The following is a 25924-nucleotide window of genomic DNA, read 5'->3' as shown; positions in this document are numbered from 1 at the left end:
TCCTCAGGCTTCTCCATGGCTATTGTTCGTCTATATTTTGTTGCTGGGTATCATTGTTTTCAGCAGACGTTTCTGGTGCTTTTGTTCTCAGTTTAGCTCCTTCAGAAACCACACTTAGATTGGTAGTAATTATATTTTCTCCCTGTTCAAGTCCCTTACTAATGTATGCGTATTTAGCATCTGTTAGAATAATCTCCACTTCCCTAATAGACAATTCCCCGTCCTCGTTTACCCAAACTGTCTGATTAGTTCTTAGGTAATCACGATTCAACCGCACCACGTTCTCGATTTCCCGCGCCTGTACTTTTGCCTCAACAAAACCTCCTATGATAAGTTCTCGTTGAATATTGGTAGTATCTTCTCGCGCCAGCGGATCATTTACTCTTACAAGCACACGCGCAAGTCTTGTTTGGTCATCTAATGCTCCTACTTGTTTATCCAGATAACCTGTTCGATAGATATCTTTTGGCCAACCCGAATTTCTAATCTGTACCGTAGATCCTTTCTCATCACCAGACTTTGGAAAAGATAACCATTGAAGTTTATCTACAGGAACCGTAAGGTTAACCCAATATTGTTCGCTACCCACTAACCGGCCCAGCTCGTCGCCGGGTGTAACTTGTGATCCCACGGTCACATTCTGACTTAAAATATGGGCATCAAAAGGTGCTCTTATTGTGGTTCGTGATAATTCCAGTTCGGCTTGTGCTACTGCCGCTTCAGCAGCTTTTACCTGCGCTTTAATGGCATCCAATTGTGGTTGCCGAAGTACCAGGGAACGTTGGTTTGCAGAAAGAGAGTCCACACCGGCTAATTCCAGATCCTGTTCTGCCACTTCCTGTCGTCCCATTTCCATGTTAAGATCAGTTTTAGCCTGTAAAAGATCACTTTTTCGTAATTCCAGGGTGTTTCTAAAATCTGAAGGATCTATCTGCAGCAATACAGCTCCCTTACTAACAAAACCTCCCGGAATGAATTCCGGAGACCTGCGTATTACCTGGCCACTCACTTGCGGACTCAGCATCACATCCTCAACCGGTTGAACCGTGCCGGTAGCCTCAATAACAGGCCTAAAATTGCCCTGTTCAGCTTTTACAACATCTATTAGCATAGCTGTTTCTTTAGTAGCACCTTCAGAACTTGCAGTGGGTTCGGTAGAAAAAATAAAATAAGTAACGATAACTGCGAGAAGCAGGATACCGAAACAGATAATCAATATTTTTTTTGTGCTCATATTTGCCTTTCTCTTTATTTAAAATTCTTCGGAATCTGTTCGTTCTGTTTCAAATCCACCGGCAAGGGTGCGGTATAAAGTGATCCTATGCTCCAGGAGTGTTTGCCGGGCTTCCAGGATATCTCTTTGTAGCTGCTGTTCCTGGTCTAGCGAAAGGAGTACGTCAAGATATTCACTAAGGCCGTTTAGAAATTCTATCCTTAATTGTTTATTTGTTTTTTGGGCCAAATTCAGCCTGCGTTCCAGGACCTCAATTCTTTCTTTTTGTTTTTGTTCCTGGATAAGGGCATCTTCTACTTCTCTAAATGAATTCAGCACCGTTTGCCCGTATAAGAAAAGTTGTTGATTTTTTAAAGCTTCGGTACGGTCAACTTCTGCCCTATTGCGGCCACCGTATAATAAAGGAGCTACAAGATTTCCGGCCAGGGTGTATGCCCAGTCCTGGAAGAGATTGCCATAATTATTAGATCTGGATTGGGCGCTTAGATCAAATGAGATGCGAGGATATTTATTTCTTATTGCCACCGCCATTTCCCGGTCTGCAGCCAGAACCTGGTTGTACGCCTGCTTAACATCTGGACGCCGCCTAATTAGCTCCAGTGGAAGTCCGGTTTCGGGAAGAAGAGGTAAATCCGGCAGGTTACTTTCCGGGGTAATGGATAAATTTTGAGGAGGACGCCCCAGGAGCACCGCCAATTGGTTTTGGAGAAGCCTCAATTGTGTTTCAAAAAAAATCTTTTGATCTCGTGTACTCTCAAGTAACTGCTGCTGTCGCAGAATGTCTACTGCCCGAATTTGTCCGCTTGTAAATCTTGCGCGAATAAGTCTTATAATCTCTTCGTTGGTTTCAATTTGCCGGTTAGTTAGATCCAGTTGCTTCCTAAAGGTTAATAATTGAAACCAGGTGGCACTTATTTCAGCTGAAAGAGTCATAGCTGCAGCCTGGTAGTCATAAAAAGAGGCTTCTGCTCTAAATTCTTCAGCCTCTATGCCGGCACGTATTCTTCCCCATAAATCTACCTCATAACCGGCAGCAAGCCCTGCCTGAAAGTTTTCTCCACCCGCAAAATCAGGTTCCGGACGGCTTACGGCACTTCTGGCGACCAGTTCAATATCTGGCCACAAAGAAGATTTCTCCCGCCTCAAAATGGCTTGGGCTGCCATAAACTGTTCCCAGGTGGCGGCAAGGTTAAGATTTTCTGTAAGAGCACTATCAATTAAAATATTTAGTTCAGGATCGTTAAATGAAGTCCACCATTTTTCGGGGATGGCTTCAGTCCCGGTAAAGGAAAAATCTTCAACTTGCTCAATAGGTGCTTCTACATTTTGGAGTTTTGGAGCGCAGCTAAATACACACAAGCCTACCACGGACAGCCATATTAGTAATGGTGACCGAACAGCCAATAAACCGGCTTTAGCTTTAATTAATAATTGAGTTAAAATAATACCTACTTCAATAGAAGCATTTGCTATGGTGACAGATAGGCTGTCGCTTTAGTTTCTTCTGCTCCAGGTTCGTAATTCTTTAAACACAGCTTCTTCTAAGTTACTATTTTTTTGGAAGTTAGCAACCAGGGCTTTATTTCAAAGAAAAATTATGCTTTGTAAATATCAAAAAACAACTCATTATCCGAAACCTAATAACCAAGGCTTTAGCACTATTTTATAAAGAATTTTTAAAAGTAATGAGATAGGTTGCTATATGGTATAAAACAAAAACGGAGCCTGTAAAAGCTCCGTTCTCATTATTAAATCAATTAAAAATTTAGAAAAACAATTTTATTCCTCCGTTTACCACAAAACCATCTACAGGAGCATAAATATCCCTGAATTGTGGATTGGAAATAGAACCTGTATAAATAGAATCAAAACGAGTTTGACGGGTATCGGTAAAGTTTTCAAAATTCAGGAAAATTGAAAAATCTTCCCATAATTTTTCCATCATCAAACCAAAAATCCAATAGTCCTGACCTATAGCACCACTGCTTAACTGCTGCGGACTAAAATAATAACCTTCCAGACCAATTTTCAACTTTTCGTGCAGTTCGTACATTAACACGTTATTTAAACGATGTTTGGAAACTAAAGGCATTTCAAAAGTACTTCCGTTCTCTGTACGATTTACATCGGCAAAAGTATAGCCAGTGAATAATTTAAAATCTTTATATCCAAATTTCAAATTCGCTTCTATTCCCCTACTTTCAATAAATCCATCGGGTTGTAGGTATTCAAAAATTCCTTCAGCAGTATTTTTGAGAATAATAGGCTTATCAATTTTTGTATAGAAAAAAAGTGTATTGCTTGTAAATTCTATGGTTTCAAAAAGCTCTGTACGGTAATTAATATCAAAATTTACGCCAATAGAATTTTCAGCATCGGTAGAGCTCACATCAATAGGCATTACATTCCTAAATTGAAGTCGCTCGGCATCTTCAGTAAATACAGAAGGAGTTTTATAGCCCATTCCTCCTCCAATCCTGGTAGTTAGGGCATCACTAATGGTGAACATGGCTGAAATTCTGGGTAGTACAAACCATCCATATTCATTTTGATAATCGGTTCTAAGGCCTGTTTCCAACTGAAACCAATCGGTAGCTGTCCAATTGTTCTGTATAAAAGCTCCATAAGTAAGATGCTCGTAATCTACAACGGGCGCATCGGTAAGCACATCTTGTTCAAAGCGATCTACCCATAAATTTAGACCTCCAACCCATTCCATTGCATCGGTTCCCAAGACTACGGAAGCCTCATTATAGGAAGCAAATTGGTTTCCGGCAAAAATGTAATCTCCGGTTTCTATTTCCCGATCAAAAAAGCTGAAACTATTTTTTAGATTGAAACGGTTATTTTCATTCCAGGAATGTTCAAAACCCGATTGCAATGTAGTTCTCGCGGTATTATTTCTTTCAAAAAAGGGATCTTCAACTTCTTCTCCTTCCAGGTAATCTATATTTCCACCGGTGCGTTCTTCAACAGTGGTGTTTACCCCAATATCTAGCTTAGTATCTTCTGTAAATTCATAAAAAACCCTTGGATTTATAGTATAACGATTGTATTCAGGAATTGCTGTCAAACCAATATCTGCCGGATCGTATGGTGAGCCAATATTATAGGACGCAAAGACGGTTGTACCCAGTTTTCCGTAGGTATCAGAATAAAATCCGCTCACGTCCAATCCTAAAGCAGAAGTCGCATTCAGCATAAAATTGAGTTCTCTTTCTTCTCCCGGGGTTTTAGAAATAAGATTCACCAGCCCGGCTATGGCTCCTCCACCATAAAGCGTGGAAGACGATCCTTTAATCACCTCAACTTGCTGTAAGTCTAGCGGAACAATTTGCAGCAAACTAAGGCCGCCTGAAAACCCGGAGTATAATGGATAACCGTCCTTTAGCAACTGGGTATATTTCCCGTCTAAACCTTGAATTCTGATACTTGAATTACCCGAAATCGCAGAAGTTTGTTGTGTTTGAATTCCGGTAGTCTCATTGAGTAACATCCTTATGTCGCCTGGTTTCATATTCCCCTTTTCGGTAAGTTCTTCACCCGAAATCACTTCTACACGAGTTGGTAAATCGGCAATGCTGCGCCTGGATCGGGTAGATTGAATAATCACTTCATCCATCTCTTCCCCGCCGGGTTGAAGGAAAATTTCAAGAGTATCTTTAGTTGTTCTGGGGAAATTTAGCGTGACTTCTTCGGGAGAAAAGCCTACAAAACTGAAAACTATCTTTTGCGTTCCGTCTGGGATTCCGCTTAAAGTCACTTCTCCGTCTATATTTGCTGTAGCCCCAATATTGGTGCCTTCCACAATGGCATTTGCACCAAGTAAAGGCATGTTATCTTCAGCATTTTTAATTACCGCGTCCAGGGTATTTTGAGCCACAGCATTAAATGCGACCAGGAAGATCGCAAGTTTAAATAAGATTTTAATCATTTTAAAAATTTAGGTTATTATAGAATTTCTGTTCTTAAGAAATAATAACCCGTTTTGGCGGTTGCCAAATCCTTTCGGCGTATTCTGCTTCTACACTTTTAAATGAAAGTCCGAATAAATTTGAAAATGCTATTGGCTGAGGCGCTGAGACTGTTACTGTCTCCTCCCCGCCGGGAATAAACCCGGTACAAGTACCGCAGTTAATAAAAGGAGAGCATAAGCCACATTCCTCGTTCTCCTGGCCATTTTCATGTTCCGCTATTTTTTCTACGGAATTAGGCTCGCAATCATCATCTATACAACAAGGATATGACGAAATAAGCAAACAAAAAATTCCTAAAATAACCACCAGGACTTTCATATTGCAAAAGTATGGATTTTAAGAAAAGAAAAATGGACTTTATAAATTGAATTTATTTTAAATATTTAGCTGGTTCTCGCCCTCAATATTCTCTATTTTCATCAATTTTTGGCCGTTTTCCGTTTCCGTTTATCCCAATAAACGTATAAAATAAAAAGCGCCAGATTCTGCAATGTTGATTCAACATAAAGAATATTTTCAAACTGCTTTTACAACCTCTTCTAAGCCGGAATATTTAATACCAAAAGATCTAAAAAGATGAATCCTATAGATGGAAATCTATTTGCAGCCTGTACATAATATGGTTCATTTCGGGTTCCGGATTATCGTTAAAACTGATATCTGTTTGCACTTTTAGCTTGTGATTTGATATATATTTAGAAATTCCGAAGGTATATTGATTTTGATTTGCAAAACGCGAATCCAGGAGATCTTCCTGTACATTGGTAAATCTCCCAACAAATTCAATATTGTTATCTAGTAAATAACCGCCCTGGAGGTTAATAGAATTCCCAGTATTTACAATTGCCCCGGTAGGCATTCCATCTTCTTCTCTTGCAATAGGGTTTTCTGCATCTCTATGGGCAAACTCTCCAAGTATTGATAAAGCTTTATACTTAAACATAAAATCGGCGAAGAAAGTTGAGATATCGGTTTGATGAAAACCATTTTCGGTAAACATATATTGCCCCATATTGGAACGTGTCTTTACTGCATCATCATTAAAATCATAGGTAATCCCCAAAGCTAATTTAGGAGTCTGATACCTTTCTAATGCAGCTTCCCGGTAGTCTTTGAATTCTCCAAATGGTAAAACTTCTAAACGCCCTGTGTACTGGTGTCCTCCCAAATTTCCTGTATCCACGTTTCTTCCTTCTCCCTGGGAGAGCGCAAAAATTTCTTTTACTACTACATTTCTTCCAAGATTAATTTTATGATGTAATTGTAGTCCAAGATCCCGGTCTATATTAAACCGACTATTTAATAGGGATCTGTCTACGAATTGAAGATTACCTGAAGAAACCACCCGCTCACGGTTTCCCGGTAATTTTGCCTGCCCTGCCCATAAAATAAAATTTTCATAAAAATTCCATTTTAAAACGGCATCAAATATATACATAGGGGCGCCTTCGGTAAATTCTGATGCGCCGGAAATATCCCGGTTGGACAATCCTAACTCTATCTTATATTCTAATTTTGGAGAATACGCAAAACCATCAAATTTTAACCTGGCACGGCGAATTAAAAAATTTGAACTTTCAGATTCAAAACCTTCAAATTCAGAATCTCTCCAATCGGTTACATATAAGGATTGAAACCTAGCTCCAAACTTGACGCTGAAGGAACTATCTTTCGCTACCGTATTGATTATCCCATTCCCAAAAGTATTCTCTGTGACATCCTGGGCACTCCCCTGGAATCCAGCAACTAGCAATAAACAAATAAGAAAGAAATATTGAATTTTCATTAATTTTTTAATCGGTTTGATGATTTGAAACATATAAAAAACAGGAATTAATTATAATTTTCAAATTTGACACTTTTTTATCAATTCTCCATATAGAACAAATATGAATAACAAAACTGGAAAGAAACGGGAATTTTATTCCATATCTATTCCTAATTCTTTCCAGTTTTGAATGTTTATTTCGAATAGAATTTAAAAAACGATTTTTATGAAAAAAGTAATTTTATCAGGATTTTTCGCATTGTGTTCCTTTGGAATATTTGCACAAACAAATACTAAGATTTTACCAGCTACCGCTCAGGATTTCATTCAACAGAATTTTTCCTCAAATACTGTAGAAGAGGTTGAAGAAAATAGTAAATGGCAAATATGGGCAGACGATAAATATGAAGTAAAACTCTCTAACGGAGTAGAATTGGATTTTGACGAGAACGGAAATATAATCGAAATAGACAGTCCAAAAGATGAAGCTATCCCAATGAAAGCTTTACCTTCAACTATCGCTACTTATTTAAAAGAAAATTATCCAGATTCCCAAGTAATTGGATGGGAAAAAGAAAAAAAGAGCCAGGAAGTTGAATTACTAGACGGCACAGAGCTGGAATTTGATGAACAGGGAAATTTTAGAAAAATAGATTAAGATTCACCCAAAGTCAGGTTTTATTTAACGCCTATCTTAATTTAAAATGCCCTCAAAAAAGATCTATTTTTTGAGGGCATTTTTTATTTTATTGTAAAATTAATTATAAAAATCCTGGATTTCCTTAACTCAAATAAGGTTGGATTCAGGAAATTAGTAAAGCTTGGACTATACTAAAGGAATAGCCAATAATGGGACCTTTAAGTCGTCTATAAGGTCCTTTTTCTTGTTTGCCGTAAAGAGCCCATAAAGTAGACTTTTCTTTTTATGCCCCGCTACAACTAGGTCTATATTACGCTCATCTACAATATTTTTAATAGATTTAGTAACCTCACCGTTTATCACAAGACCTTCAATATCTATGCTATATTTTTCTTTTACTTCCTCCACCCATTTCTGGATCTCAAGACTGGCGTTCTTACGTTCTTTAGCTCTTTTTTCATAAACATATTGCGGTCCTGCTTCGCGCGCTAAAAAATCATCGGGATCTGCCTCAGTAACGTGCATGATCCAAATTTTTGCATCGGTAAGCTTTGCAATTTTTATGGCTTGCGTCATTAGCTGTTCTGCATCCTGACGTCTGTCTATAGCTACAAGTAAGTTCTTCATAGAAATTGAGATTTTGGTACTTAAAATTAAGCAAAAGATATGCATTTATCAACCAATCGATAACTTTTATAGTAATCATTCTTTTAAGAGAAACTCAATTTTGTTTGTGAACCTCAAAAAAGCCCTAACCAAACCCATAAGTTCAAATCTCTAAGTATTTAAAGCATAATTATTTATGCGATTATCATTTCAGAATAACCCTAATTTTAAGAGAAATTTTCATTAAATTAGTAGGATTAGAATCCTTCTGTAAGAAGTTTGTTTCCTAAGGCATTCTATGTTCTGTTCCGCCCTGAGGACTTTTTAACCTACACGATGAGTTTTTCAAAATGGAAAACTTCCCCCCAACCCAATTTTTTGAAACATAATATCTCTCATAAGACGCTTATGAGGAATTAAATACAAATTCCCAATGGTCCAACCAGTGCAGATATTAATAGTTGAGGATGAAATGATTATTGCGGCAAACATTTCGCTGCAGCTTACAGATATGGGCTATGAAGTTTCAGGTATTATTCCACGGGGGGAAGATGCTTTGACGCATATAAAAAATAACCTTCCCGATATTGTTTTGATTGATATTCAGCTTAAAGGTGAATTAGATGGAATTGAAACTGCGCATAAAATGTTGGAAATTCAGAGTAAACTTGCTATTATTTATCTTACTGCCAACGCTGATGAGGCCAATTTTAATAGGGCTAAATCGACCCATCCTTATGCTTTTATCTCTAAACCATTTAAGAAACTAGATTTACAGCGCAGTATTGAGCTAACTATAAGTCAGCTACAATGTAACATCGCGGTTGAGAAAAATGGCACTAAAACAGAAAACTCAACCTTTATTTTAAAAGAATGTCTATTTATACGCCACCAGGAAACTATGGTAAAAGTAGATATTAAAGCCATTAGATATATAGAAGCCGATCGTAACTACTGCCGGATATTTTCTACCGAAAAAGAATATCTATTGGTTGCAACCCTAAAAGAAATGGACAAAAAACTGCCGCAAAGGCATTTTTTCAGGATCCATAGATCTTACATTATCAACCTCTCCAGAATAGACGAAATAGCTGGTACTCACGTGGTTATTGCAAAAAAAGCAATTCCAATGGCTAAAGGTATGCGACCGGAACTTTTAAAAAAGCTACAAACTATTTAGTCTTCGATAAAAATAATGTCGGTTAGGACATTATTTAAGACCGTTCATCCTAATTCACTTGTTTTCCGAATATTACTTAAGTAAGTTGTAGTATAATAATTTAAAAATTAGAGAATTATGAAAACTGCAAAACTTATCAGCCTGCTCCTCGCCATTGTATTATTGCAAACCACCAACCTCTTTGCTCAAAATGTTAATCAGGCTTTCTGGGTACATGAAGATCAGGTAAAACCTTCTATGCTAAAAGAATATGAAGCGGTTAGCAAAGATTTTATTAAAGCCTGCAAGGAACACGATCTTAAAGATGCAGACTGGGCTACAGCGCGTATTGATGGCGGAACCTATTTAACTATTGCTCCCATTAATAGTATGGCCGATTTTGACAAAAATCCTATGGCTCCTTTAGCCGAAAAAATGGGAGAAGAAAACTTCAGGGCTATTTTTAGTCGATTTGATAAATGCTACGATACCCATCGCAATTATATGGTGCATTTAATAGACGATATGTCTTATATGCCCAATGGTCTTACCACAAATACCGAGGGAGAAGATTACCGGAAGTGGCATTTCTTTCACGTGACACCACAAAATGTTGCAAACCTTAGAGACAAGATGAAGAAAGTTAAATCCCTTTACGAAACAAAAGGTGCTAAACAACATTTCAGAATTTATCGCAATGGTTTTGGAAGTACAGGAGATTATTACCTCGTGGTGATTTCAGCCAAAGATGCGCAATCCTATACTAAAACTTCTGAAGAAACAGATAAACTGCTGGGAGAAGAAGGTGAGAAATTATTTGATGATCTCATGCAATATGTTCATAAATATGAATCTAAAACAGGCCGTATGCGTCCAGATCTAGCTTATAACAGCTCCAATTAATTAAATACACAGCTATGAAAGTCTTACACCTCTATTTCATCTCATTACTTATTGGCTTGTTTACTTCAAACTATTTGCAGGGGCAAGAGAATATTGACCAGGATTTGGTAAAACAGCTATATGAAGTTTTGCAAAATAAGAATGCTACTTCAAATGAAATTAAAGCTATAACGAACAGTATAGATTGGGATGAAATAGAAAGTGTAAAGAAAACCAATTACAATATTACGCTTGGCGGGATTATAAAAAATGAATGGCAAAGCATTCTATTTAAGAATCTAAATTTTGAGTTTTCAGATAAAAATAAGGTTTTGGTAACCGGAATAGTAAAGGGTCGCAAAGCATCAGAATGTGAATACATCTATACGAGTTTTAAACATTCCTGGTCTTTAAAGCATGGTAAAATAATAGGTTTTTTAGAATAGTTAAAAATAAAAAGTCATGAAAGATTTAATGTCATTAGGAGTTGCAATAGTCATATTTATAGCTTGTAGCCAACAACGCACACGCTACACCCAGCAATCACCCGAAATAGAAACTTACAAACAAGTACTGGAAGATTATGAAGATAGGGATTGGGAAGCTATGGTAGCACATTATAGTGATACCGCTAAAATAATGAACAATGTAACGGAAGAAGAAGGAAAAAACCTGACGCAATTCTTAGCTGAAAACAAAAAAGATGCGTCTCAATTTTCTAGCTGGGATTTTGTAGATGAAGCGTCAGAATATGAAATGATTGTAAACGATAAAGGCGAAACCTGGGTGAACTTTTGGGGCCTTTGGGAGGGCACTTTTAAAACAAATAATCAAGTGTATCAAATTCCCACCCATATTACTGCACAGTTTGTTAACGGGAAAATTGTAAAAGAGTTTGGTTACTGGGATGTTTCAAAAATAATAAAGGATATCCAGCAGGCAGATGAAATAAGTTCTTCAGAAGAAAGAACAGGGAATTAACTGTGAAAACAGTTAGGACTTACTAAAATGCTATGATGATGAAAACGGTAGGAATTATAGGTGGTTCGGGCTTTATTGGAAGCTACATAACCAGGAAATTTTTGGAAGAAGGCTACGAGGTAAAAGTCTCGGTAACCAATATCCATAAGAGCGAAAAATATCAGCATCTTTTTGATCTTCAAAATTCAGAAAACCTCAACATCAGGGCCTTTAAGTTGGAAGATCTGGATCCCTTAAAAGATTTTATAAAAGATTGCGAGATCGTAATTCACAGTGACACTCCCTTTCAACTGGATGTAAAAGACTCGCAAACTGAACTTTTTGATCCTACCATAAAAGGAACCCAAAATTTTCTCCAGGCAATAAGCGAAGCTTCGAATATTGAAAAAGTAGTTTTTATTGCCTCTGTTGCAGCCTGGAATACCAATTTCCCTATGCCTGCGGGTGGCAAAAGCTTTTCCGATACTTTTGATGAAAAAGAGGAGAGGTACACCAGTGAAGATAGCCATCCATACTCTCAAGCCAAATTTATTGCCAACCAGGTCGTTGAGAAATTCATCGCAGATAACCCGGATCTTCCATTTGAAATTTGTTCTGTTTCCCCTGTAATGGTTATGGGAAAATCTTTGTCTAATAGAGAAGACTCCACCTCTACCGGCCTTCAATTTCTTATAAAAAACAAATTAGCGCCAGATGATTTTATTCAAAGGCTCTACGATAATAATGTTCCATTTGCCGTGGTAGATGTTGAAGATGTGGCTAATGCCACATACCAGGCGGCCACGAAAAAAGGGTTACACTGCAAAGATTACCTTTTAACGAGTGAAACCTATAAAGTGTGGGATATTCACCAAATGTTGAATCATAAAGAACCCAAAGAAAAAGCACAAATCGTCTATAAAAACGATCTCGCAAAAACGGATTTAGGAATTCATTTCAGGCCTGTTAGAGAAACCCTAAGGAGCTATTCTAAATGAGAAATTACCGAATCTAAAACATATTAATCATGAAAAAGTTACTAATTATTATGGCATTAATGCTGGTTAGCAATACCGGTATGGCCCAGGACAAACTTTATTTAATTTTCGAATTTATGAAAGTAGATAATGAGCAGGAACAAGCCTATATGGAAACCGAAGCATTCTGGGAAGAAATTCACGTACAACGCGTTAAAAATGGAGATATTCTGGGCTGGGATCTTTGGAGTTTACAGCCTGGAGGAGAAGATCAGGGCTATCAATACTTAACGGTAAGTATTTATAATGATCCCTTAAAAATGATGAGTAATGCCGGGAATTTTGAAGCCGCTTTAAATGCAGCATACCCAGACATGCCAGAAGATGAGCTAAATGAAAAATTCGACAACACCGCAAAATCAAGAGATCTGGCAAAGCGTATATATCTCGAACAAATAGCGGTTACCAAAGGGGATTTTGATATGCCCCTGGGAACAGTTGCAGCAATTAATTTAATGAAAGTTCCGCAGGAAAATTACAGCATCTTTGAGCAAAATGAATCAGAACTTTTCCAGCCCATGCAGCAAAAAGAAGTGGATGATGGCTTCAGGGCAAATTGGGATTTACTGCGTTATATGTTGCCTGCGGGAAGTGATGTTTATGCAACCCATATCACCGTAGATATGTATGAAAATTACGAACAACTTTTTAGCTCCTGGGCTAACCAGGGACCAACTTTATCTGAAGAACAGATGGGAAAAATTGAAGAAGCCTTGACGATGCGTGATTTAAAATATAGATATATGGCTACGCTTCGAAGAAAGGTGCGGTAAAAATGAAAACATCTATTATTTAAGGAATTAAAATTATGGAAAAGTCAAACCAAAAGCCTGAGTATTTTTTACTCAGGCCAGAAGTAGAAAAATCTTATGGCTATTCACACGCCGTAAAATTGGAAACAGCATAAAAATTTCCGGTGCCGTGAGTATGGATAATGAAGGCAATCCTATCGCTGTAGGTGATTTTGAACAAAAAATGAAAAATTGCTATTCTGATTTGGACAAAGTGCTGAAACACTACAAATCCAGCTTTGACGAAGTGGTTGTAGAAAACATATTCACCACCAATATACCTAAATTTCTGGAATTTGCAGGCTATAGAACTAAAATTTACAAAACGCATTTCCCCACCAGATCCTGGCTTGGCGTAAAAGAATTGGCGCTCCCAGAATTTTTAATTGAAATAGAATTAGAAGCGCATGTAGAACAATAAAAACTTTAAAAAATAAATTATGAAAACACTTAAAATCCAGGCTATTTTACTAGCCGTATTTTTAGTGACCATTGCCACTTTTGGACAGGATTACGTGGAAAATCAAAATATAGATTATAAAACCGGAAACCCGGCTAATTGGCCCGCTGAACTGGATGCCGTGATAGCCGCTCCAAATAATCATAAAATATTACTGGAGAATGACCAGGTAAGGGTCCTTGAAGTTTATTTGGCTCCCGAAGAAAAAGAACCGCTTCACCATCACAAATGGTCCAGCGTTTTATATATCCAGGAAGCCGGCGACTTTATTGATTATGATAGTGACGATAAGGTTATTTTTGATACCCAAAAACTTCCGGAACCATTAAGCTTTCCGCTCACCATGACCAAAGAACCGGAAGCACCGCATTCTGTAGTGAACCTTAGCAAGACAAAGCCAATACGACTCATTCGGGTGGAAATGAAACCTGAAAGTACAAATCATAATAAAGGAATTAATGATGGCCTCTATAAATCTTTTGGCGAGGGCGATATTCCTTCTGTGCTGGAAGCAATGGATGAAGAAATTATCTGGAACGAAGCCGAAGGTAACGCCTATGCCGATGGCAACCCATATATTGGACCGGAAGCCGTTTTAAAAGGTGTTTTCGAGAGGGTTGGAGCAGAACATGAATATTTCAAACTTGAAGACATCGAGCTACATGAAATGAGCAACAATCAAGTATTGGTTACCTTGCGATATGATGCTAAAGTTAAAGAAACGGGTAAAACTTATAACGCACAAGTTGCTCACCTTTGGACTTTAAAAGATGGAAAAGTTAGTGCCTTTCAGCAATACGTAGATACCAAAAAATTAAATGATGCCATGAGCAAATAGTAAACTAATTCGGGGCAAGGTAAAAAAGCATTTAGAGAGGAAAGATTATCGAGAAAACTATCTCTAAGCAAGGCAAAGAAGCATTTAGAGAGGAAAGATTATCGATCAGGAAAGTCGATTTACTTTATATCCATTTTGACATGGAATTCTTCTAAAAGCAATTTGTTTAAATTATTATTGGCCGGAATTAGCGGAAAAATTCTTGTAGATTTTAATAGCAGAATTTATGATTAGCAGAACAATAAAACCAACCACCAGGCCGGTTAATAGTTCCAGAATAATACCGGGAACAGGTATACTTTCTATCAAATCGTGATAAACATGTATGTTATGTACAAAAATACCTCCTGAAACTAAAAGTAAAGCAATAGTTCCAATAATGGATAACCCTTTAATTACCTTGGGTAATGCATTCACCAGGAAGTGCCCAACTTTATCTGAAAAACTATTCTCTTCATCATTTAAATTGATAAGCTTTGCGCCAAATTCGTCCATTCTCACAATTAAAGCCACAATTCCGTAAACTCCAACGGTGGCCACAATGGAAATAACTGTAACTACCAATATTTTGGTTAGCAGAACTTCTTCTCCTACGGCACCTAGCGCAATGATGATAATCTCTACAGAAAGTATGAAATCGGTTAAAATCGCCGACTTTATCTTTTCTTTCTCCCGGCTTAGGACTTCTTCTTCAGAAAGTTTTTCTAGTTTAGGCTTTTCCTTTTTGTGCTTATGGGGAAAAAGGTATTCATGAATTTTTTCAGCCCCTTCATAAGCCAGGTAGAGTCCACCAATAATTAATATAATGGTTATAGCAGCAGGCAAAAATGCACTTAGCAGAAAAGCCAGCGGTAAAATAATTAGCTTATTTAGAAAAGAACCTTTAGTAATTGCCCAAAGAACCGGCAATTCCCTGGAAGACATAAAACCTGATGCTTTTTCGGCGTTAACGGCGAGATCATCTCCCAGTAAACCGGCCGTTTTCTTTCCTGCCACTTTACTCATTACCGCAACATCGTCCATTAAGGTTGCTATATCATCTAAAAGGGCAAAAATTCCTGAGGCCATAGTTTTTTATTTAAAGAGCCAAGATAAGTGTAATTGATAAACTGAAATTAAAATAATTTCGTAAAATTTCTTTCAAATTAGCACAACTACTACTTTAGATACTGTATCTCCCTTTGCAACTTTTATAAATTTTCTACGTCATTATTAAAAACCAAGGTTCTACTGCTCTAAAATTTCAGCATAAAATCATATAAAAAATGTTTATGTCTAAACTCGTGTTTTTCTTTAGCCTTTTAATTATAGCTATACTTTCCTATCTAATTTCATCTTTTGAATTCATTTTAATAGCAATTATAACGCTGACTTTTATCTTCCTGATATTTGCTGGAATCATCAGTATTTTTAAAAACCTAAATAGAAAATATTTTAAAATCCCATCTAGAATTTTAGTGATATGCATCTTTGGTATAGGTGTTTCTCTCTTTAGACCTTATGAAGAAACCGTGACCGAAACAGGAACGCTAAGTGAAAGGCTACAATATGCTTACGAAACCGATCAAAAGGACAGAAAGCAGCTCAGGTCATTTCTTACTTATTTTAGCGATTTGGAACAAAGAGATGATAAAAGGTTAGCCCAGGTAAAGAAAATTCAGAAAGAAGATACGATTGAAAAAGCTTTAGATAAATTCTATGCTGCTTTTATATATCATCACAGCGATAACAGCAATGACTATAAAATAGTTTAAAAATTAGCAGCCGAAGCTGCAGAAAGTAAGTCACTAAAAGATAATTACCAGGTGCAATGGTTAAGAAAAGCAACGTATGATCGTTATTTACTATCCATAGGAAAACAAGAAAAGTACAATACTCAAAATAGTTTTAGTATTGATTTTGAATAATTTATAACCTTTAATCATTTAAACTCATCAATCCAAATTCCCTAGCCAATTCGTTATTTAAATAAATTCTAAATAAAATTTGCGCTTTTAGCAGGAAGATTTTACTTTCGCTTTATATTTATTTAGACCTATTACAAATAAAATCTTTAAAAAGGTCTAATGGAAAATAAATATTCGGCTCTTGCCGGATTTAAATATTGGCGATGGGAAAGAATAAACCAACTAAGAAGTTTAGGAAGTATATACGCACAGTACATTTATATTTAGGGTTGGCTACTGGCTTAATTGTATTTATTGTTTCCATTACCGGTTGTTTGTGGGCGTTTCAGGAAGAAATTAAAGCCTTAACTTCTAATGTTCCTGAGGTTATCCCGCAAAATAATCCGGAGATAGATCCTCTGGAAGTAAAAAATATAGCGCAAAATGTTTTTCCCGGAAAACACGTTCATGGAACTTTATACCAGGGAGGCACCAGCCCAATAGAAGTAATCTTTTATGAAGAAAAACCAGAGTTTTATAAATCGGTTTTTGTACATCCCTGGAGTGGCGAAATTTTACATATAGAAGATCATCTTTCAGGATTTTTCCATTTTGTTATAGATGGGCATATGCATTTGTGGCTACCAGCAGAAATAGGTAGTGACATCGTTGCCTGGAGTACATTTATATTCTTTTTAATGTTGGTTTCGGGGATTATTTTATGGTGGCCCAAAAACAAAAAAGTCAGGAAGCAACGTACCTGGTTTCAATGGAAACAAAACACTAAATGGAAACGGAAAAATTATGACCTCCATCAAATTATAGGATTTTACGCGAGCTTTATCGCCGTAATATTCATTTTTACGGGACTTATAATGACTTTTGAAAGCTTTGCCGGAGGCTTTTATAAAACGATTGGCGGGGAAAAAGAAGTGGTATTTTCTGTGCCCGAAAATCCAGCTGGAAGTTTTAAAAGTACCGGCGATGGAAATGAACCTATTAGGCAATTAATGCCTTTGCTTAAAGAAAAATTTCCCGATGCGAAAGATTATGAAATTCACTATCCCTATGATGAAAAGCATAGTATTTACGTAGAAGTAAGTAATAGTGATGGAATTTACTACGATTCAGATTATAGATTTTACGATCAAAACGATCTTGCTGAAGTTCCCTCTGAAACTATTTACGGTGTTTACGAAGAAGCCGGGGTAGCTGAAAAAATACTAAGAATGAATTATGATATTCACGTGGGTGCCATAGCGGGATTACCGGGTAAAATTCTTGCTTTTCTAATTAGCCTGCTTTGCAGTTCACTTCCGGTTACCGGTTTTCTGGTTTGGTATGGAAAAAAGGTGAAAGCCAAAACTTCTAAAAGTAAGGAAAGCAGAGTGCTCGCTACTTCTAATTAAAATTTCGGTTTTTGTAGCTTTTATCTTTCAAGCTTCAACACCTAAAATCGAGCTTATCATGTAAACAACTTCGGAGCAAGCTCACGAAGCATTATTATGGGAAAATTTAATTTGATTTTGAGGCAAGCCTCGGAGCATTTAATCTCGATTATCGAGTAAAATAAATTTTGATGATACTTGTCATATTTTATTTAGAGATAGAGAGCTAACTTACAGGGTCATTTTAAGTTCTACTATTATGAAAACCATTACCTCCACCGAAAGCACTCAACTTCTTGCCGAAAATTATATTGGCAGACTTGGATATATTTCTAAAGAAAGAGTAGAAGTTATTCCTATAACTTATTATTTTGATCCAGACCACAATAGTATTTTGAGCTATTCGGGACAGGGAAGTAAAATTGATGCGATGCGCAAAAATCCCTTGGTTTCCTTCCAGATAGATGAAATCACCAATTTAGAAAAATGGAAATCGGTTTTATTATATGGTAAGTTTGAAGAATTAACCGGAATCGATGCCAAACACGTGCTTCGTATATTTTCTCAAGGAGTAAAAAAAGTGATCAAAAATAAAGAACACTCCTACCCCGATTTTATACAAAATTTCTCTAGCAAAGCAGAAAGCTCTGATACTCCAATAGTTTACCGTATTAATATAGATGAGATTACCGGGCGAAAAAGAAGTTAGATGAATTATTGATTTAGAGATATCATTATTATTCCAAAATATGTCTAATTTCAAATATTTTCTCTCAAACTCATAATTTCTCATATTCCCATAAAAATAAAGATTCAAAATCACTTTTTATAAGTGCTTATACCATACCTTTAAGGTAGTTATACCTATATTATGAGAGTTTCCGTAGAACGTAAGGATGTCAAGTTTCTACCTGATTGTAGCCGGGTGGTGGTGCGTTTTTTTATGAACGGTGATCAAAGAACTCAAAACCTTGTAGCGAGGATAATGGCGATGAGTGATTTTCAGGTAAACCAAACCCTGGAACAAACTCTAAGGGAATTCTCCCGGCGCCACCGCAACATTTCCAAAGTATTTTTTAAGCATTGTTCCAATATCCGCCATATCATTGAAGGGATGCAGGTGAACTATGACGATCTTTCTGAAGATAGAAAATTACTGATTGGTTCTTACTGTACGATGGAATTTGCGCTAGAATCGGCCGCATTTTTCAATCCTTCCATCGTAGAAGATTTTGATCAAACCTATTTAGAAGAAGGTGAAAAAAGAGTGATCATTTCTTTTAGAGCAACTGGAGAAGGACATATTTCTTCATTAGTTTTTAGAAGAGCTATTATTGATAAAAACAATGATCTCCATCTTATGAAAATTGGAAATCATATAGACAAAGCAGAGATCTCACATAAAAAATTATATGATAAAAGTCGGTTTATAGAGCGTCTTTCGGAAATGGATATTCCCACAAAATTTTCAGATGCTATAATGGACAGGCTTCCCGATAGATTTGAATATTATGCCTTAAAACAAGAAGTACGCAGAATATTAGAAGACACTAATATGATTGCGGAAAGAAGAATGGCGCTGGAAGAAATGACGTGGCTAGTAGATTCTTTTTATGACATTCAATTTAAACACGATGCTGATCTCTCGGCACGTGTAATTTTTCCGATTTCAGAATCTGAAAGTAGGGGAATAGAAGATGCTCGTTTTGTTAGATTTATGGATGAAGATGGAAAAACAAAGGTATATGCCACGTACACCGCTTATAATGGCCATACTATTTTACCCAAGCTTATGTCAACAGATGATTTCTATACCTTTAGGGTGATGCCCTTGCACGGAGATGGAGCCCAAAATAAAAACCTGGCCCTATTTCCTTCAAAAATAAAAGGAAAATATGCTATGCTGGCCAGAATTGATGGGGTAAATAACTATATCATGTTTTCTGATAGAACAACATTATGGAAAAACCCAATCCTTCTTCAAAAGCCTAAATACCCCTGGGAATTTACTCAAATTGGTAACTGTGGCTCTCCATTATGGACGCCTGAAGGATGGTTAATTATCACTCATGGCGTAGGCCCAATGCGCCGTTATTGTATTGGCGTTTCACTTCTTGATCTTGAAGATCCTACCAAAGAAATTGGCAGACTAAAAGAACCTCTAATTACGCCGCTTGAGCATGAAAGGGAAGGTTATGTTCCTAATGTGGTGTATTCTTGCGGTGCGTTAATTCATAACCAGAGCCTTATTTTACCCTACGCGCTATCAGACTACTCTTCAACCTATGCAGTTGTGAATTTAGCCGAATTATTCGCCGCCCTTAAAGAAAATTAGATTCTTATTATTTAATTGATCTATTTTGTATTACGGTTCTATAAGCTTCAATATAATTATTGATCATCGTTTCCAGGCTAAATTTTTTCACTGCATAGTCTCTGCAGATTTTAGGATCAATTTTATCTAATGTCTTTATCGCCAAGACTGCTTCTGAAATATTTGCTGGTAGAAAACCACTTATTCCTTCGGTAATAAGTTCCGGCATACTCCCTCTTTTAAACGCGATTACGGGTGTTCCGCACATCATTGCTTCCAGGACACTTAGCCCAAAAGGTTCTTCAAAAAATATTGGGTGTAATAATGCTTTCGCACCGCCGAGTAATTCATCTCTTGTTTCAGGGCCCACATTGCCCAGGTATTCTACACTCTTATTATCTATAAAAGGTTTAATTTCTGAATTAAAATATGCTTCATCCTGAATAAGTCCGGCTATTTTTAACCGAAACCCCGCCTGCTTAGCGATTTCGATAGCTGCGTGAGCTCCCTTATGCGGATGAATTCTTCCGAAGTAAAGCAAATAGTCCTCTTTTTCTTTTCTAAAAGTAAAATTGTTAGGATCCAAACCGTGGTAAATAGTAGCAAGGTAATTCAGCTCGTCGCTTCTATCTGAATCTGAAATAGAGACGTAGGAAGTTGAATTATTATATTTCTTAAAAACCGGAATTATTTTGGGTGAGGAAAAGCCGTGAATTGTAGTAATAATTGGCGTTTTAATTAACCCGGAATAACTTAAAGGAAGAAAATCAAAATGGTTGTGAATAATATCGAATAGCCCGGCTTGCTCCATTAAATGACTTATATGTAAACATTCCATCACTTTGGGATCATTCTCCTTATCTATTTCGTAAGGTAATTTGCAGGCCCATTCCAGTTTTGCTTTGGTAATAGAATTTGCTGTGGCAAAAAGTGTGACATCAAAGCCTTTTTCTACTAAACCTTCTGTAAGGTTTGAAGCTACCTGTTCCCAGGGACCATATTTTTCAGGTGGTGTACGCCAGGCTATTGGAGCTAAAATCGCAATCTTCATTAGGAATTAACCATTATTTTTGAAGGATTGGCGTCTTTAAATTCCTTAGTTTGGTAAAGTTCTTCATAAGCCTTAAGCACGGTAAGGTGCGAGATCAAATAAGCCAATGAACTCTCTGCGCCCTGGTTTCTATTTACTCCATAATTTTCTATACCGTCACAGCATCCTTTTGTATCAAAGTCATAAAGGCTCATTCGCAAATCATTCTCGCCTAAAAACCACATAAATGAAAGGAATAATTTATTTAGATATTCTTTATCCTTCGTTAGTAAAAAAGCCTGATAATACATAAGCACCATGGCTAAAGCATCTACCGGTTGCTGTGCGAACATAGATCTTTCCTGGTCTTTTACATACCACTTCTTATTGCCAATAATTGAGAGATAACCGTTTTTAAAAGTTTGTTTAGTAAGAAAATCCATCGCTTCCAGAGCCACAGATTGCATATAATTATCGTTCAAAATTTGAGCAGCGTGCAGTAGTGCTAAAGGTAAAATGCCATTATCATAAGTCAATAAATTTTCAAACCATTTCCAGTCTTCTGTACTATTTTGCTCATAGTGTGTGACCAGTTTCGAACTTAGGCTTTTTAGTTGGCTAAGCATTTCTTCATCTGCAGGATTACTATTTAAATAGTAACAAATCCCAATGATGGTATTAGCGACGCTTCGAATAGATTTTAATTTTCCGAAATTTGGTACTGCGTTAAAGAAAACCAATTTCCCATTTTGATAATAGGCATCATTAGGCGCGTTTCCAATTAAATAGCCCAGTGCCCAAATAGTTCTTCCAAAGGAATCTTCGGAACCTATTATGTCTAAAAAATTTCGATTAAAGCTTAAAAAGTTTCTGAAAGTTCCGTCCTCATTTTGCATATAATGGATATAGCTAAGATAAACAGGCATTAATTCCAGCGCCAAAGAATTTTTTTTCTGATTAAACGCCATCAAAGACATGAGTAATGCCCTGGCGTTATCATCCAGGCAATAACCCTCTTTAAGATTAGGAATTCCAAATTTTGCGTGTTGGATAATTCCTGTATCATCAGTTAATCTTTTTATATGCGCCAGCGAAAATGGTGGCAAAATCAAGGGATCTATTAAAGTTCCCTCTTCATTTAAAATTTCCTTTTTAGGGGATTTCAAAATTTCCTGAGCAAGATCTATATACTTCTCCCCTATTTTGGGCCATTTAATCTCTTTACCATATTTAAAAGCCTTGCTTTGAATTTCCTTAAGTTTATCTGGATTATCTAATAATTCTTTCAGCGTATAAGCAAGGTCGTCTGGATTATTAAAATTAAAAAGTCGGCCTTTACCATTCTGTAATAATTCTGCCGCGTGCCAGTAAGGAGTAGAAACAACCGCACAGCCAGCGCCCATAGCATAGGTAAGCGTACCGCTGGTGATCTGGGCTTCGTTAATATATGGAGTTATGTAAATATCGCAGGCAGATAAATACTTAAATAATTCAGTTTCGTCAATAAACTCATTTAATAATAAAACGTGATCCTGAAGTTTCAGATTTTTTATAAGGAGTTGTAGATAATTTCGGTATTCTTCTCCGGAATGGCGCACCACATTGGGGTGGGTTTTTCCCAAAACCATATATAGAATTTCGGGATGGGTTTTAATTATTTGAGGCAAAGCTTTTATAACGGTTTCAATTCCTTTATTTCTACCAATAAAACCGAAGGTCATTAATACTTTTTTCTTCTTGAGTTTAAATTCGGTCTTTGATTGTTTTTTGTCAAATTGAATATCGGGAACGCCGTGTTCTATAAGATTTATCTTTTTATTCGGAACATCGTAAATAGAAGTGAGAAAAGTAATAGCCATTTGGTTCATTACCACAATACTATCGGCCATCTTACATATTTCCTTGAGAATTGCCTTTTCTATATAGGTAGGATTTTCAAGAATTGTGTGTAAAGTTACTATAATTGGGACTTTAACGTGATGTAGCAGCGGTAAAACGTAAACCCCGCCAGATCCTCCAAAAATCCCAAATTCATGTTCAAGAACACAAACATCTATCCCATTGGAATTTATAAAATTAGCTGCTTTTAAATAATCGGCCTGTTGCTCCTGGCGTATAGTGAGTTTAACTTCGGGTGGGTAAGTGTAAGTTTCATCATAATCGTTCATAGCGATAATGAGACGTTTATGGATTTTTTCTCCCTGATGGTTTTTTGCGGTCATGGCCAAAGCAAGGTTTTGGGTAAAAGTCCCAATCCCGCATTCCCTTGGCGGATATGTTCCTATATAAGCAATCTTCATTTTAAAGTGTTTTTCTGGTTTACTTTATCCCTATCCTAAGTCAAAATCGCTAATGAAGAAATTCTGTTTCCTTGGGTATTACAAGTATGAAAACTTGTTTCTTTCAGTATTCCTTTGGCGTGCTTTTACCAGAAATTAATATTCATCTTTTTGACTTGAGCTTATAATAATTTTCAAAAAGATAATTCAGGCATTACGTTGGAGGGTGTACTAAAGATAAGACTATTAAATCTAAAAGCCTCATTTTCTAGGTGTTAAGTTTAACCAAATTAAATTGAAAATCTACGCTAATTTTAGAGTAAAGCTTAGCTATTCTGATTGAAGGAGGCTTCTCTTATTTCATCAAAAAACGGGGTGTTTTTTTCTTCTACACATTTTGCGGCATAAAGATAGAGCGCGGCACTCCAGGTTTGCCAGTCCTGCCCCATCGGCTCACCATTTTGCGATCTAAACCATTCATTAAATCCAAAGTCAAGGCCGGTTGTTCTGGAGCGTTTTATAAGTTTGGTAAGCTCAATGAGTTTTATTTCGGCAAGGTCAAAATGCTTTGCACCCACAAGGGCTGCTATGTAAATTCCGCAAATAAATGGCCATATTCCGCCGTTATGATAATTTCCAGGTAAATTATAATCTGCATAACGTTTGTGCCAGTCTGAATCTTCGGGTTTTATAAAAGGATAAAAATTAGGAGGTAAATTTACTGCCAAATCTCCGCTGGATTTGATTGCTGTGCATTCTTTTTCAATCCATTCAATAATAGAATCTGCTATTTTTGGAGAAGCAATACCAGAAAGAATAGCAAGACTATTTCCAAGCAGATCAAACCTATCACTATTATAAATTTTATAAGACCAAAATGCGTAATAAGGTTTATCCCTTACTAACAAACCTTCCTGAACTTGTTTTTTGAGCTTGTCTCTAATGATCGTAAAATTTTCCATTTCGGCGTGCATCTTCTTCGCCCGTTTATGAAACCCCATTAACTGCAAATAACTATAGACCACAGTATTTACAAAAAGTCCATAACCTAAAACCCACTGTTCGTCGCGCCAATCACTAGTGGGCTGCTGAGCAACTAGATATTGATCTGTAGGGCTTTGATATTCCATCCACAATAAAGATTTTTCTACAGCAGTTTTTAAAAAATCAGGTTCATTCACTACTTTTCTAAATATTCCGGTACCCAATAAAAATAAGGGTGTTGTATCGCTCGCTCCTCTATCCTCGCTATCGTGAACTAACGAAGGAATATGTCCTTTTTCTGATTGATTTTCAGCTAAGGTTTCCAAAACTTTCCGGATGCTCGCTAAAAGCACTGAATTATCTGAAACTGCTATTCCGAATATAGAAAACATTAAATCCCTGGTATAAGGTTCGGGATAACCCCAGCCTGCAGTTCGGGGCAGATGTTGAAAGGGGCCTTCAGCATTATGCAAAAGCACATTCAATGCCGCATCTTTTGCTAAAGCAATTAATTCTAAATTTTCTGATGTCATCATTTAAAATTTTAACCTATCCCTATTTTGTTCTCCAGGATTTGCAAAAACCTTTTTGCCACTACCCTGTAATCGAAGTTCTCCACAACCCGCTTTCTTCCTTCTTCTCCCATCTTATTTCTTAAAGATTCATCCTTCATCAGCCTAGATAGATACTTCGCTATATCCTGAACATCTGCACGGTAATCAACCGTACGCGGGGTATCAAAAATGATTTTATGATTTTTCTCAAATCCAGACTCCTTCCCTAAAACCACTTCTTTAGCAATAATTTTTTCTGCAACTTCTGCCAGGAAAGCTGTTTTATCGTGGATAAGCGTATCTAGCATTCCCATGGCATTTATTCCTAAAACCGGTTTTCCACAAGCTCCAGCTTCTACCTGTGGCATTCCAAAGCCTTCAAGTCTTGATGGAGCCGCATAAATATCACAGGCACCTATCAGGTAAGGAACAAAATTGCGGGAAATGGTATTTGTAGCGTAAAAGATCTTTTTGTCGAGACCCAGTTTTTCAGCTAATTCCATATCTAGAAGGTTTTGAGCTCTAGTGCGCGGTTGAGGCCATACTTTACATACATATTTCCAATTAAGCGAACTATCATCAATTAAGGCGAGTGCCTCCATTACTTCTCTCGCACCTTTAGAAGCGGCATCGCCACCTACGGTAAGGATCATTAGTTGATCAGGTGAAATCCCCAAAGCTTCCCGAACCGCCACAATTTTAGGATCATTCTTATTAAAAGGAATAAAAGAATCGGTATTACAACCCACGGGTAAAACTTCAATATTTTCAGGGTTTATACCATCACGCACATACATTTCTTTCACCCAATTTGAAGTTACCAGAATAAGTGGTAGTTTGTTCAAAACTTCTTGATAATTGGCAATATATCCATCAGCCACTAACCAGGGTACTGGCAATACCCCATGACTTTGTGGATGAAGAATAAGTTCCGGGGTATGGCCCCAATAACCAATTCCTACCACAACATCGGGCTTAAACCAACGATAGTACCACTCCTTCTCCTGAGCTGATTCAAAATGAACTGCATGGGCGTCTACACCCAACTCAAGAAGGCCTTTATATAATAAGTCTCCTTGCGTAGCCAGCCCGCCCGGTGAGGGAGGGTAATCGTAAAGCACCAATATTTTCATCTTC

General features: G+C 37.0%; 24 protein-coding genes. 13 read left to right on the top strand and 11 right to left on the bottom strand.

Annotated features, from left to right (window positions below; genetic code table 11):
• Positions 1-19: 19 nt before the first annotated feature.
• The 5 genes from B5440_RS10375 to B5440_RS10355 form a co-directional block, all read right to left on the bottom strand.
• Entirely contained in the window at positions 20-1234 is a 1215-nt protein-coding gene (locus tag B5440_RS10375) for an efflux RND transporter periplasmic adaptor subunit (protein WP_070053548.1), read from the bottom strand.
• A gap of 18 nt (positions 1235-1252) precedes the next feature.
• Complete coding sequence (locus B5440_RS10370) at positions 1253-2638, bottom strand: efflux transporter outer membrane subunit (RefSeq protein WP_232755991.1); 1386 nt, start codon at positions 2636-2638, stop codon at positions 1253-1255.
• A 361-nt stretch (positions 2639-2999) separates the two neighbouring features.
• A complete protein-coding gene (locus tag B5440_RS10365; RefSeq protein ID WP_070053547.1) occupies positions 3000-5168 on the bottom strand; it encodes a TonB-dependent receptor in 2169 nt (722 codons plus the stop codon).
• Between the two features lie 34 nt (positions 5169-5202).
• A complete protein-coding gene (locus B5440_RS10360; RefSeq protein ID WP_070053546.1) occupies positions 5203-5529 on the bottom strand; it encodes a DUF6660 family protein in 327 nt (108 codons plus the stop codon).
• Positions 5530-5794: 265 nt separating this feature from the next.
• Positions 5795-6997 (bottom strand): porin, encoded by a 1203-nt coding sequence (locus B5440_RS10355; RefSeq protein WP_070053569.1) that lies wholly within the window; start codon positions 6995-6997, stop codon positions 5795-5797.
• Positions 6998-7205: 208 nt separating this feature from the next.
• Here B5440_RS10355 and B5440_RS10350 point away from each other — a divergent pair, with 208 nt between their 5' ends.
• Positions 7206-7637, top strand: coding sequence for a PepSY-like domain-containing protein (locus B5440_RS10350; RefSeq protein WP_070053545.1), 432 nt, complete (start codon positions 7206-7208; stop codon positions 7635-7637).
• A 168-nt stretch (positions 7638-7805) separates the two neighbouring features.
• On the opposite strand, the gene B5440_RS10345 is transcribed toward B5440_RS10350, so the two are convergent.
• Complete coding sequence (locus tag B5440_RS10345; protein WP_070053544.1) at positions 7806-8246, bottom strand: universal stress protein; 441 nt, start codon at positions 8244-8246, stop codon at positions 7806-7808.
• Between the two features lie 424 nt (positions 8247-8670).
• Here B5440_RS10345 and B5440_RS10340 point away from each other — a divergent pair, with 424 nt between their 5' ends.
• From B5440_RS10340 to B5440_RS15730, 8 genes are all read left to right on the top strand, one after another.
• Complete coding sequence (locus B5440_RS10340; RefSeq protein WP_233425375.1) at positions 8671-9405, top strand: LytR/AlgR family response regulator transcription factor; 735 nt, start codon at positions 8671-8673, stop codon at positions 9403-9405.
• A gap of 117 nt (positions 9406-9522) precedes the next feature.
• Positions 9523-10287: a hypothetical protein gene (locus B5440_RS10335; protein ID WP_070053542.1), complete on the top strand. Its 765-nt coding sequence runs from the start codon at positions 9523-9525 to the stop codon at positions 10285-10287.
• 14 nt (positions 10288-10301) lie between these two features.
• The gene (locus tag B5440_RS10330; protein WP_141728110.1) at positions 10302-10712 is read left to right on the top strand and encodes a hypothetical protein; all 411 of its coding nucleotides are present in this window, start codon (positions 10302-10304) and stop codon (positions 10710-10712) included.
• Positions 10713-10728: 16 nt separating this feature from the next.
• Positions 10729-11247, top strand: coding sequence for a nuclear transport factor 2 family protein (locus tag B5440_RS10325; protein WP_070053540.1), 519 nt, complete (start codon positions 10729-10731; stop codon positions 11245-11247).
• 35 nt (positions 11248-11282) lie between these two features.
• A complete protein-coding gene (locus B5440_RS10320; protein WP_317039369.1) occupies positions 11283-12224 on the top strand; it encodes an NAD-dependent epimerase/dehydratase family protein in 942 nt (313 codons plus the stop codon).
• 29 nt (positions 12225-12253) lie between these two features.
• Positions 12254-13036, top strand: coding sequence for a hypothetical protein (locus B5440_RS10315; protein ID WP_070053538.1), 783 nt, complete (start codon positions 12254-12256; stop codon positions 13034-13036).
• 154 nt (positions 13037-13190) lie between these two features.
• The gene (locus tag B5440_RS10310; RefSeq protein ID WP_317039370.1) at positions 13191-13475 is read left to right on the top strand and encodes a RidA family protein; all 285 of its coding nucleotides are present in this window, start codon (positions 13191-13193) and stop codon (positions 13473-13475) included.
• A 19-nt stretch (positions 13476-13494) separates the two neighbouring features.
• The gene (locus tag B5440_RS15730; RefSeq protein ID WP_232755990.1) at positions 13495-14352 is read left to right on the top strand and encodes a nuclear transport factor 2 family protein; all 858 of its coding nucleotides are present in this window, start codon (positions 13495-13497) and stop codon (positions 14350-14352) included.
• Positions 14353-14526: 174 nt separating this feature from the next.
• On the opposite strand, the gene B5440_RS10300 is transcribed toward B5440_RS15730, so the two are convergent.
• A complete protein-coding gene (locus B5440_RS10300) occupies positions 14527-15420 on the bottom strand; it encodes a DUF808 domain-containing protein (RefSeq protein ID WP_070053537.1) in 894 nt (297 codons plus the stop codon).
• A gap of 203 nt (positions 15421-15623) precedes the next feature.
• Here B5440_RS10300 and B5440_RS10295 point away from each other — a divergent pair, with 203 nt between their 5' ends.
• From B5440_RS10295 to B5440_RS10280, 4 genes are all read left to right on the top strand, one after another.
• Complete coding sequence (locus tag B5440_RS10295) at positions 15624-16106, top strand: hypothetical protein (protein WP_070053536.1); 483 nt, start codon at positions 15624-15626, stop codon at positions 16104-16106.
• Between the two features lie 356 nt (positions 16107-16462).
• Entirely contained in the window at positions 16463-17647 is a 1185-nt protein-coding gene (locus B5440_RS10290; protein WP_070053535.1) for a PepSY-associated TM helix domain-containing protein, read from the top strand.
• 238 nt (positions 17648-17885) lie between these two features.
• Positions 17886-18335: a pyridoxamine 5'-phosphate oxidase family protein gene (locus tag B5440_RS10285; RefSeq protein WP_070053534.1), complete on the top strand. Its 450-nt coding sequence runs from the start codon at positions 17886-17888 to the stop codon at positions 18333-18335.
• A gap of 162 nt (positions 18336-18497) precedes the next feature.
• Complete coding sequence (locus tag B5440_RS10280) at positions 18498-19961, top strand: glycoside hydrolase family 130 protein (protein WP_070053533.1); 1464 nt, start codon at positions 18498-18500, stop codon at positions 19959-19961.
• Between the two features lie 7 nt (positions 19962-19968).
• Here the strand turns inward: B5440_RS10280 and B5440_RS10275 are convergent, their stop codons facing one another.
• From B5440_RS10275 to B5440_RS10260, 4 genes are all read right to left on the bottom strand, one after another.
• Positions 19969-20991 (bottom strand): glycosyltransferase family 4 protein, encoded by a 1023-nt coding sequence (locus tag B5440_RS10275; protein ID WP_070053532.1) that lies wholly within the window; start codon positions 20989-20991, stop codon positions 19969-19971.
• Positions 20991-23270, bottom strand: coding sequence for a glycosyltransferase family 4 protein (locus tag B5440_RS10270; protein ID WP_070053531.1), 2280 nt, complete (start codon positions 23268-23270; stop codon positions 20991-20993). Before B5440_RS10270 ends, B5440_RS10275 begins: the two co-directional genes overlap by 1 nt.
• Before the next feature lie 305 nt (positions 23271-23575).
• Entirely contained in the window at positions 23576-24769 is a 1194-nt protein-coding gene (locus tag B5440_RS10265) for a glycoside hydrolase 100 family protein (protein ID WP_232755989.1), read from the bottom strand.
• A gap of 8 nt (positions 24770-24777) precedes the next feature.
• Positions 24778-25920 carry a glycosyltransferase family 4 protein gene (locus B5440_RS10260; RefSeq protein ID WP_070053529.1) on the bottom strand — a complete coding sequence of 381 codons (1143 nt, stop codon included), beginning with the start codon at positions 25918-25920 and terminating at the stop codon, positions 24778-24780.
• Between the last annotated feature and the right edge of the window lie 4 nt (positions 25921-25924).

Origin of the sequence: Salegentibacter salarius (assembly GCF_900168265.1) — a bacterium.
Lineage (GTDB): Bacteria > Bacteroidota > Bacteroidia > Flavobacteriales > Flavobacteriaceae > Salegentibacter > Salegentibacter salarius.
The sequence above is the reverse complement of the archived record's forward strand: the minus strand, read 5'-3'. Positions and strand labels throughout refer to the sequence as shown.